Here is a 9609-nt window from a genome sequence, read left to right as displayed (position 1 = left end):
GCCGGACTCCGGTGAGGGGATCGGGCCTTTGGTGGTACCGGGCAGGGCGATCTTCAGCTCGGCCTGCTCCGCGCCTGTCGCGTGGCCGCCCAGCGCCGCGAGAAGAGTGCCGGCGTCGGCGGCGAACGGATGCCAGCGTACCCGCCCCCGCCCGCTTCCCCTGGGATCCGCAGCGGCGGCCCCGGTGGCGGTTGCGGTGGGCTGGGGGGCGGTGTCTTCTGCCCAGAGGGCGATCCGGCCGTCGGACCAGACTCCGTGCACCACCAGCAACGCGACCACTCCCACTCGCCCCACGACCCTGGGCCGGAACGGCCCGCAGGGGTCAGGGGCCGGCGGGCTCCGGCCTTTGCACCTTATCTTCAGGCGCGGCGCCGCAGGCACAGCTCACGGTGTCCCATACCTGGGCGAACGCCTCTCCGGAAATCTCCGTCATGCCGAACTCCCACAGCTCCAGCGCCTGGTCGGTGAGGAACCCGTGGGCGTCGTCGAGGTGCCGCCACCAGTATTTGTGGACCCGGCGGTGCGGGTCGATCTCGATCTGCCTGACCGCCCACTGCTCGCCCGCCTCCTCCACGGTCTCGAACAGCCAGATGCCGCCCTCCTCGTCGTGGCCGTGCCAGTAGCGGCGCGGCTCGGCCGAGGCGTCCAGCCCTTTGATCATCGGGCCACGTTGGTCTCCAAGCACGCGCCAAGCGTGTCATGTGCCTCCGACGGTTTCCGCCGGAACCGGCCCGGGACGGCCGAAGCGGATGGCGTGCACCCGGTCGGCGTCCGGGCGGGACAGGACGGTGACCCCGTCGGCGTTCGCGACCCTGCCGGTGCGGGCCTGGCGTACCAGGACCCGCCAGCGGCGGCAGTGCCGCACGAAGGTGGCCGCCGTGACGACCCGCCCCCGGGTGTGCTGGCCGGCCCAGGCGACGCGCGGCTCGACGTCCAGCATGACCAGGTGCATCTGGGCGCCGTAGCGGTGGGCGAGCCAGGCGAAGCCGTACAGGATGTGCGGCCAGGTGCCGCGGCTGTGCGCGACCACGGACCGGCCGCCGCTGACGGCCTTGGCGATGCGCCACACGTGCGTGGCGTGGACGAAGGGGGTCTGCACGCGCGGCGGCAGTGGGCTCAGGTAGCGGGACCACCAGTTGCGGGCCTGGTAGGTGTCGATGACCAGGACGCCGTCACCCGCGACGGGCCGGGTCTCGTCGCCGCGGATGCCGTACAGGCGGCGCAGCAGTGTGCTCTTGCCCGCACCGGGCAGGCCCGTGAGCATGACCAGCGAGCCGGCTGGATAGCTAAGCTCACCGGTGGAGGCGGGGGCGGCCGGTTCGGCGGCCATGCGGCACCTCACTGGGTCGGGGCGGCTGTTGGGGGCGTTGTGCCGCCGGGATGGACATGAGGCGTGCGACCCAGGGTAGGCGACTCCGGCATGAGCCATGAGAACAAGCCCTCCTCGGCGGATCGGGGACGGGATGACGACCGCATACCGGACAACGAGCGGGAGTCGGCGAACGTGCCGCTGGCCGACCGCCGCCGCGACCCGGAACTTCATGACGTACCCGACTTCGGCGAGGAGATGACGCCGTCCGCCACGGACCCGGCCGGGCAGCCGCAGCGCGACCCGCACGAGAAGCGGGTCCATGGGGAGAGTGAGGGGTACGAGCCACCGACCCGTGGGTGATGTCCGCGAACACCGGACGGGTCGCGGTGCTCACCGTTCTGGTGTCCATATCAGCACGTCGGGTGGCTTGTAGGGAACGGTCGTGCCCGGGTATGGGCCGACCTCTTTACGTGTCTTGATAGGTTGCCTACGGTGTGCCGGGAAGTCTGGTCGGCGTTCTCCCGTCACGACTCCGACCGAAGACGAAGGTGACACGGTGCGACCGAGTGAACTCGACTCATGACGCTGATCGCCTGGCCGGCGGGTCGCGGTGTTCCTGGGGGCTTACGCGTTCATCGCGACGGAGAAGATCCACCGGGTCGCCGCCGCCCTGGGCGGGGCGGGGATCATGCTCCTGCTCCACGCCACCGACGCGCACGCGGCCTTCTTCGACGAGCGCACGGCGATCGACTGGAACGTCATCTTCCTGCTGCTGGGCATGATGGTGATCGTCGGCGTGCTGAAGCAGACCGGCGTGTTCGAGTATCCGGCGATCTGGGCGGCCAAGCGGGCCAGGGGCCGGCCGTTCCGGCTGATGGCCCTGTTGGTGATCATCACCGCGGTGGCCTCGGGAATGCTGGACAACGTCACCACCGTGCTGCTGGTCGCCCCGGTGACGTTCCTGGTGTGCGAGCGGCTGGCGCTGCCCGCCACGCCGTTCATCGGCGGGACGGCCACGCTGGTCGGCGACCCGCCGAACATCATCATCGCCAGCCGGGGCGGGCTGAGCTTCAACGACTTCGTCGTCCATCTGGCGCCGCTGATCGTCGTGCTGCTCGTGGTGTTCGTCGGGCTGTGCCGGGTACTGTTCCGGCGGGCGTTCCGGTACGACCCGGAGCGGGCCGCGCAGGTCATGACGCTGATCGAACGCGAGGCCATCGCCGACCGGCGGCTGTTGTGGCAGAGCCTGGTGGTGCTGGTCCTGCTGGCCTTCGTGCTGCACCCGGTGCTGCACTACGAGCCCTCCGTGGTGGCGATCCTGGGGGCCGGGATCCTGGTGGCCGCCACGAAGGTGACCACCGAGCAGGCCCTCGCCGACGTGGAGTGGCCCACGCTGGTGTTCTTCGCCGGGCTGTTCGTGATGGTCGGCGCGCTGGTCCACACCGGGGTGATGGACCTGGTCTCGCGGGCCGCGGCGGACGCGACCCAGGGGCATCTGGGCCCGGCCGCGATGCTGCTGCTGTGGGCGTCGGCGGGGCTGTCGGCCTTCGTGGACAACATCCCGTGCGTGGCGACCATGAGCCTGATCGTGGCCGACCTGGTCCAGGCCGCCGGCCCGGACGGCCAGGTGCTGTGGTGGGCGCTCGCCCTGGGCGCGGACCTCGGCGGCAACGCCACGGCGGTCGGGGCGGCCGCCAACGTGGTGATCCTCGGCATCGCCCGCAACCGGGTGCCGATCAGTTTCTGGGAGTTCACCCGCTACGGGATCGTCGTGACGTTCGTGACGATCGCCCTCAGTACGCCGTATCTGTGGCTCCGCTACTTGATGTGAGGAAGACGTGAAACGGGGAGGCAGATGCCCAGAGCGGTGAAGCGGACGTGGGGTACCGCTCTCCTCGACCGGTTCCAGCGCCCGGCACAGGTGGTGGTGACCGGATTCGGGGTGGTGATCCTGATCGGCACGGCGCTGCTCGCCAGTCCGGCGGCCACCACGTCCGGCACCCCCGCCGGGCTGCTGACGGCGTTGTTCACCGCCACCTCGGCGGTGTGCGTGACCGGGCTGGTCGCGGTGGACACCGAGACGCACTGGTCGATGTTCGGCGAGGTGGTGATCGCCGGGCTGATCCAGGTGGGCGGGCTCGGGATCATGACGCTCGCGACGCTGTTCACCGTGCTGGTGTCCGGCAGGCTCGGCCTGCGCGCCCGGCTGTCGGCGCAGGTGGAGACCAAGACGCCGAGCATGGCCGACCTGCGTGTGCTGGTGCGCAGGGTCGTGCTGTTCAGCCTGATGTGCGAGATCGTGATCGCGGCGGTGCTCACCACGCGGTTCATGGCCGGGTACGGCCAGCCGTTCGGCCGGGCCCTGTACCTCGGCTGGTTCCACGCGATCTCGGCGTTCAACAACGCCGGTTTCGCGCTGTGGCCGGACAACCTGATGCGGTTCGTGGGCGATCCGTGGATCACGCTCACCATCGCCGCCGCCGTGGTCGCCGGTGGGCTGGGCTTCCCGGTGATGTTCGAGCTGTACCGCTCGTGGCGGCGGCCCTCCCGGTGGAGCGTGCTCACCAAGATCACCATCGCGGTGACGACCGGGCTGCTGCTGATCGGCACGCTGATCTTCCTGGTGACCGAGTGGCGCAACCCGCGTACGTTCGGCCCGCTCGACGACGCCGACAAGCTGCTGGCCGCCTTCTTCGCCGCCGTGATGCCGCGCTCGGGCGGGTTCAACACGGTGGACATCTCCCAGATGAACCCGTCGAGCTGGCTGGCCACCGATGTGCTGATGTTCATCGGCGGCGGCAGCGGCGGCACCGCGGGCGGCATCAAGGTCACCACGCTCGGCGTGCTCGCCCTGGTGGTGTGGGCCGAACTGCGCGGCGAGAGCCGGGTCAACGTCGGGCACCGGCGGCTGCCGGAGTCGCTGCAACGGCAGGCCGTGGCGATCACGCTGATGGGCGTCTCCCTCGTGGCGGTCTCCACCTACATCCTGCTCGTGCTGACCCCGCACTCCCTGGACGAGGTGCTCTTCGAGGTGATCTCGGCCTTCGCCACGAACGGGCTGTCCACCGGCATCACGGCCGACGCCACGCCGGCCGGCCACATCCTGCTGGTCCTGCTGATGTTCATCGGCAGGGTCGGCCCCCTGACCCTGGGTTCCGCCCTCGCCCTGCGGGAGCGCACCCGCCGTTATGAGCTACCCGAGGAGCGGATCATCGTTGGCTGACACGAGGAACGACCCGGTCGTGGTGATCGGGCTGGGCCGGTTCGGCAGCTCGCTCGCCCTTGAACTGACCAGGCGCGGCACCGAGGTGCTCGCCGTGGACAGTCGCCAGAAGATCGTGCAGAGCCTGTCCGGCCAGATCACCCAGCTCGCCGTGGCCGACTCCACCGACCCGGAGGCGCTGCGCCAGCTCGGCGTGCCCGACTTCTACCGGGCGGTGGTCGGCATCGGCGGTGACATCGAGGCCAGCATTCTCACCGCGTCGCTGCTGGTGGAGATGGAGATCGACGACATCTGGGCCAAGGCGGTCAACCGCCAGCACGGCCGCATCCTGGACCGGATCGGGGTCCACCACGTCGTGCTGCCCGAGCACGACATGGGGGAGCGGGTCGCGCACCTGGTCTCCGGGCGGATGCTGGACTACCTGGCGGTGGACGAGAACTTCGCGCTGATCAAGACCCGGCCGCCGGGCGACTACGTGGGGGTGCCGCTGGGCGAGTCGGAGCTGCGCCGGAAGTACGGGGTGACGGTGGTGGCGGTCAAGCGGCGCGGCGAGGAGTTCACCTACGCCACGGCGAGCACGGTGCTGTCGTTCGGCGACATCATCGTGGTGTCCGGCCGTACCGAGGACGTCGAGCGCTTCTCCGAGCTGCCCTGACCCTGCCCGCGCCGGGCCGTCATCCGTGCCGCTCGCCTGACAGGGCGCCGGCCTCGTCGAGGCGCTTGCCGAAGAGCGTGCCGGCCTCGTCGAGCGCCGCCCGCAGCGCGGCGGGTTCGGCCGGACCGGCGGCCAGGCGGGCGATCACCGCGTCCACCTCGCGCAGGCCCGCGTGGCAGGAGCGTGGTCCGGGTGTCGGCGAGGGCCTTCCTGCGGCAGGCGTCGCTGCGGCTGGAGCACGGCAGGACCGATCCGGACGCGTTCCTGGACGAGTGGCTGGACACCGGGACGCTGACCCGCGAGGTGCTGGGGCCGCTCGCGCCGGGGGCGTCGGGGCGGGTGCTGACGGCGCTGCGCGACGCGGCGGCCGACCGGGCGGTGCGCGTGCCCCATGAAACGGTTCCGGCGGGCGGGGTGCTGCTGCTCGACGGGGCTGTACTCCTCGGCCGGGGGCTGCCGCTGGACCTGTCGGTCCACCTGTGGCTGTCGCCGGGGGCGCTGCATCGGAGGCTCGCCCCCGCCGAGCGCTGGACACTGCCCGCCTATGCGAGGTACGAGCACGAGGTACGGCCTGCGGACGTGGCGGACGTCGTGGTGAAGATGGACAACCCCGAGCGTCCCGCGCTGGTGGAGGCGGTCTGAGCCGCCGTCCCGCGCGGGGGCCGGGTGTTACGCGGGACGGCGGGCGCGCCGGGGCTACTTGAGCCGGCTCCTGGGCTTGCGTTCGCCCTTGGCCTGCGAGGGCCCGGAGCCGGGCCGCCCCAGCTCGGCGGAGAGGTCCGCGTCCAGCTCGGCGTCGAGTTCCGCGTCGAGTTCGGCATCCAGCACGGGATCGAGTTCGGAGTCCAGGCCGAGGGCGTCGTCCCACCGCGGGATGTGGATCAGCCCGCCCCGGTGGTCGCGCCCGTTGATGTCGGGGTCGTCGAACCAGTGGCCGTTGTGGGCCAGGTACCGGAAGCACATGGTGATCCCGGCCGGGAACCTGATGACCGCCACGTGAGCGCCGTCGGCCTGCTCGGCCATCGGGTGCGCGTACGGGTCCCAGTCGTTGAAGTCGCCCACCACGGAGACCGGCCCCTCGGTGACGTGCGCAGGGACCGTGAAGGTCACGTCAACCATGGCCCGTCCGGCCCCGTCCTCGATCAGTTCGCTTCGTCTGATCATGCCCTGCCCCCTCGCAGTGAGTGTGTACCTGTTCGCAAAGATGCACAGTGGGGGGCTGCGCGGTCATCTCGCCACACCGCGCCGCAACGCGGCGAGACCGAGACAAAGCGCCATGTTGGCTGAAAGGAGGGGCACGAACGGAAAATGTCTTCCCGGGCTTTGCCCCGCTGCGCGGCGGGGCGGGCCCGCAACCGGCAGCCGGATCTCTGGCAGATGTCCACATCTGGACGCAAGTTCAGTGCAAATAATGTTGATTTACGCAAGCGGTTTGCGCTGGTGAACGTTATCATTGCGCTGTGACACGACGACTTGCGGAAGTAGCGAAGAAGGTCGGCGTCAGCGAGGCCACGGTGAGTCGCGTTCTCAACGGCAAGCCGGGAGTGTCGGAGGCGACGCGCGTCGCCGTGCTGACCGCGCTCGACGTGCTCGGATACGAGCGTCCCACGCAGTTGCGCGGCGAGCGGGCGCGGCTGGTCGGGCTGGTGCTGCCCGAGCTGCAAAACCCGATCTTCCCCGCGTTCGCCGAGGTGGTCGGCGGGGCCCTCGCCCAGCAGGGCTTCACCTCGGTGCTCTGCACGCGCACGGTCGGCGGGTTCTCCGAGGCCGACTACATCGACCTGCTGCTCCAGCAGCAGGTCTCCGGCGTGGTCTTCGCCGGCGGCCTGTACGCCCAGGCCGACGCCTCGCACGCGCACTACGAGCGGCTGCTCGAACGCCGCCTGCCCACCGTGCTGGTCAACGCCGCGGTCGAGCACCTGGGGTTCCCGCAGGTGTCGTGCGACGACGGGGTGGCGGCGGCGATGGCGTTCGGCCACCTCGACTCGCTCGGCCACCGCAGGCTCGGCCTGCTGATCGGCCCGGCCGACCACATCCCCTCCCGGCGCAAGGAGGCAGCCTTCACCGCCGCCGTGGGCAAGGCCGGCCACGAGGTCGTGACCGAGCGCACGATGTTCACCCTGGAGGGCGGGCACGCCGCCGCGTCCAGGCTGGTCAGGACGGGTGTGACCGGTATCGTGTGCGCGAGCGACGTGCTGGCGCTGGGCGCGATCCGCGCGGTACGGCGGGCCGGCCTCACCGTGCCCGGTGACGTGTCGGTCATCGGCTACGACGACTCCGCGCTGATGAACTGCATCGACCCGCCGCTCACCACGGTCCGCCAGCCCATCGACGCCCTCGGCAGGGCCGCGGTGGACCTGCTCGTCGCCCAGATCGGCAAGGCCGCGGTCCCCACGGACGAGCTGCTCTTCGAGCCCGAACTGGTCGTCCGATCCTCCACAGGCCCCGCGCACAGGAAAGAGAAGTGATTCAGTTGAGCTCTTTCATGTAATTGTCAGGATATTGCTGCATTCTGCTGCTGATGCCTATCGTGTGGCTACCGATCGTGTCAGAAGTGTCAGTGCTATGAAGGGTTCCGGCTGCCGCAGGACCGTCGTACCGCTGCTCGTGCCGGGCCTCGGCCTGATGACCGCGGCCTGCGGTCAAGGCGGCGAACTCACGGAGGGCACGCGGCCCGGCGGCTCGATTACGCGCGCTCCAAGTCCCCGGGGCTGCCGGTGGACCCGACGCATATGCCGCAGAACGTGCTGGTCGCCTGGCAGATGATCGCCGGTCTGCCGACCATCGTCGCCTTCTTCGTTCACTACCGCAAGGAGTTGTGGTCCGTATGGTGCGAACGTGGTGGCGGGGAGCCGCGATCTATCAGGTCTACCTGCGCAGTTTCGCCGATGGCAACGGCGACGGGATCGGCGATCTGGCCGGGCTGCGGGCGCGCCTGGACTACCTGGGCGGTCTCGGCGTGGACGCGATCTGGCTGAACCCGTGGTACCCATCGCCGATGGCGGACGGGGGCTACGACGTGGCCGACTACCGGGACGTCCACCCGGCGTTCGGCACCTTGGCCGAGGCGGAGCGGTTCATCGACGAGGCCCATGAACTCGGCATCAGGGTGATCATCGATGTGGTGCCCAACCATGGGTCCACCGCCCAGGCGTGGTTTCGCGAGGCGCTGGCGGCCGGGCCGGGGGCGGCGGCCAGGCGGCGGTTCTGGTTCCGCCGGGGGCGTGGCGACGCGCCGCCGAACGAGTGGCGGTCGATCTTCGGCGGCCCGGCCTGGACCCGTGTCCCTGACGGGGAGTGGTACCTGCACCTGTTCGCGCCCGAGCAGCCGGACTTTAACTGGACGAATCCCGAGGTCGCCGAGGAGTTCCTGGAGGTGTTGCGGTTCTGGTTCGACCGCGGGGTGGACGGCATCCGCATCGACTCGGCCGCGCTGCTGGTCAAGGACCCCGACGCCGAACCGGACGGGCGCGACCCCTACACCGACCGCGACGGCGTTCACGAGATCTACCGCGAGTGGCGGCGTGTCGCCGACGAATACGGCGAGCGGGTGCTGATCGGCGAGCTGTGGCTGCCCGACCAGGAGCGCTTCGCCCGTTACCTGCGCCCCGGCGAGATGCACACCGCGTTCAACTTCGACTTCCTGGCCTGCCCGTGGGAGGCCGCCGCGCTGCGCTCTGTGATCGACCGCACGCTGACCACCCACCTGCCGCTCGGCGCGCCCGCCACCTGGGTGCTCTCCAACCACGACGTCCCACGGCCGGTCACCAGGTACGGCAGGGCCGACACCGGCTTCGGCCACGGCGACCGCGGGCACGGCCGGCCCACCGACCCCGTGCTCGGCCTGCGCCGGGCCAGGGCGGCGGCGCTGCTGTCGATGGCGCTGCCCGGCGGCGTCTACGTCTACCAGGGGGAGGAACTGGGGCTGCCGGAGGTCGAGGACCTGCCGGACGAGGTACGCCAGGATCCGCTATGGGAGCGGTCGGGGCACGCCGTGCCGGGGCGGGACGGGTGCCGGGTGCCGCTGCCGTGGTCGGGCACGGCTCCGCCGTACGGGTTCGGCGCGGGCGAGCCGTGGCTGCCGCAGCCCGCGTCCTGGGCGGCACTGACCGCCGAGGCGCAGGCCGCCGACCCCCGTTCGATGCTCTCCCTGTACCGGGCGGCGTTGCGCATCCGCCGCGAACGGCTCGGCGACGGCACCCTGACCTGGCTCCCGGCACCGGAGGGGGTATTGGCCTTCGCCCGCGACAGCGGCCTGACCTGCCTGACCAACCTGGGCCCCGAGCCCGTGCCACTACCCGCCGGCGCGCGGCCCCTCCTGGCCAGCGGCCCCCTGCCGGTCGGCCACCTGCTCCCGGACACCACCGTCTGGCTGGACCGGCGACCCGCATAGGCCCGGCGCCGCGCTGGGGGTGGCGG

Annotated in this window: 12 protein-coding genes; 7 read left to right on the top strand and 5 right to left on the bottom strand. The window is 70.9% G+C overall.

All coding sequences use genetic code 11. The features are described 5' to 3' along the window. The 3 genes from C1I98_RS29275 to C1I98_RS29265 all read right to left on the bottom strand — a co-directional run. Nucleotides 1-279 (bottom strand): hypothetical protein (locus tag C1I98_RS29275; protein ID WP_146607691.1); only part of this gene is annotated, 279 nt, incomplete at its 3' end. Nucleotides 280-322: 43 nt separating this feature from the next. After that, on the bottom strand, nt 323-661 hold the full coding sequence (locus C1I98_RS29270; RefSeq protein WP_111170629.1) for a hypothetical protein: 339 nt from the start codon (nt 659-661) through the stop codon (nt 323-325). A gap of 36 nt (nt 662-697) precedes the next feature. Continuing rightward, nucleotides 698-1330, bottom strand: coding sequence for an AAA family ATPase (locus tag C1I98_RS29265; protein WP_111170628.1), 633 nt, complete (start codon nt 1328-1330; stop codon nt 698-700). A 63-nt stretch (nt 1331-1393) separates the two neighbouring features. Here C1I98_RS29265 and C1I98_RS29260 point away from each other — a divergent pair, with 63 nt between their 5' ends. The 4 genes from C1I98_RS29260 to C1I98_RS29245 all read left to right on the top strand — a co-directional run bounded on the left by C1I98_RS29260 (nt 1394) and on the right by C1I98_RS29245 (nt 5190). Further along, nucleotides 1394-1672, top strand: a complete 279-nt coding sequence (locus tag C1I98_RS29260) for a hypothetical protein (protein WP_146607690.1) — start codon at nt 1394-1396, stop codon at nt 1670-1672. A gap of 250 nt (nt 1673-1922) precedes the next feature. Next, nucleotides 1923-3143 carry an ArsB/NhaD family transporter gene (locus tag C1I98_RS29255; RefSeq protein WP_199537298.1) on the top strand — a complete coding sequence of 407 codons (1221 nt, stop codon included), beginning with the start codon at nt 1923-1925 and terminating at the stop codon, nt 3141-3143. A gap of 24 nt (nt 3144-3167) precedes the next feature. Then, nucleotides 3168-4535: a TrkH family potassium uptake protein gene (locus tag C1I98_RS29250; protein ID WP_111170626.1), complete on the top strand. Its 1368-nt coding sequence runs from the start codon at nt 3168-3170 to the stop codon at nt 4533-4535. Next, the gene (locus C1I98_RS29245) at nt 4528-5190 is read left to right on the top strand and encodes a potassium channel family protein (RefSeq protein WP_233508286.1); all 663 of its coding nucleotides are present in this window, start codon (nt 4528-4530) and stop codon (nt 5188-5190) included. The genes C1I98_RS29250 and C1I98_RS29245 overlap by 8 nt, the downstream gene beginning before the upstream one ends. 19 nt (nt 5191-5209) lie before the next feature. Here C1I98_RS29245 and C1I98_RS41820 read toward each other — a convergent pair whose 3' ends face one another. Further along, on the bottom strand, nt 5210-5347 hold the full coding sequence (locus C1I98_RS41820; protein WP_158558223.1) for a hypothetical protein: 138 nt from the start codon (nt 5345-5347) through the stop codon (nt 5210-5212). A 35-nt stretch (nt 5348-5382) separates the two neighbouring features. On the opposite strand from C1I98_RS41820, the gene C1I98_RS29240 reads away from it, so the two are divergent. Then, the gene (locus tag C1I98_RS29240) at nt 5383-5832 is read left to right on the top strand and encodes a nucleoside/nucleotide kinase family protein (RefSeq protein WP_146607689.1); all 450 of its coding nucleotides are present in this window, start codon (nt 5383-5385) and stop codon (nt 5830-5832) included. Nucleotides 5833-5886: 54 nt separating this feature from the next. Here the strand turns inward: C1I98_RS29240 and C1I98_RS43230 are convergent, their stop codons facing one another. Beyond that, the gene (locus C1I98_RS43230) at nt 5887-6354 is read right to left on the bottom strand and encodes an isoamylase early set domain-containing protein (protein WP_199537297.1); all 468 of its coding nucleotides are present in this window, start codon (nt 6352-6354) and stop codon (nt 5887-5889) included. Between the two features lie 296 nt (nt 6355-6650). Between C1I98_RS43230 and C1I98_RS29230 the strand changes: the two genes are divergently transcribed. Further along, nucleotides 6651-7658 (top strand): LacI family DNA-binding transcriptional regulator, encoded by a 1008-nt coding sequence (locus C1I98_RS29230; RefSeq protein WP_111170623.1) that lies wholly within the window; start codon nt 6651-6653, stop codon nt 7656-7658. A gap of 359 nt (nt 7659-8017) precedes the next feature. Next, complete coding sequence (locus tag C1I98_RS29225; protein WP_111170622.1) at nt 8018-9583, top strand: glycoside hydrolase family 13 protein; 1566 nt, start codon at nt 8018-8020, stop codon at nt 9581-9583. The last annotated feature ends 26 nt before the right edge of the window (nt 9584-9609 follow it).

It is taken from the genome of Spongiactinospora gelatinilytica, assembly GCF_003236385.1.
Lineage (GTDB): Bacteria > Actinomycetota > Actinomycetes > Streptosporangiales > Streptosporangiaceae > Spongiactinospora > Spongiactinospora gelatinilytica.
The sequence above is the reverse complement of the archived record's forward strand: the minus strand, read 5'-3'. Positions and strand labels throughout refer to the sequence as shown.

What these genes read in the sequence shown, in the direction of transcription:
- C1I98_RS29270 (WP_111170629.1), bottom strand. Translation starts at nt 661, where the DNA reads ATGATCAAAGGGCTGGACGCCTCGGCCGAGCCGCGCCGCTACTGGCAC.
- C1I98_RS29265 (WP_111170628.1), bottom strand. Translation starts at nt 1,330, where the DNA reads ATGGCCGCCGAACCGGCCGCCCCCGCCTCCACCGGTGAGCTTAGCTAT.
- C1I98_RS29250 (WP_111170626.1), top strand. Translation starts at nt 3,168, where the DNA reads ATGCCCAGAGCGGTGAAGCGGACGTGGGGTACCGCTCTCCTCGACCGG.
- C1I98_RS43230 (WP_199537297.1), bottom strand. Translation starts at nt 6,354, where the DNA reads ATGATCAGACGAAGCGAACTGATCGAGGACGGGGCCGGACGGGCCATG.
- C1I98_RS29225 (WP_111170622.1), top strand. Translation starts at nt 8,018, where the DNA reads ATGGTGCGAACGTGGTGGCGGGGAGCCGCGATCTATCAGGTCTACCTG.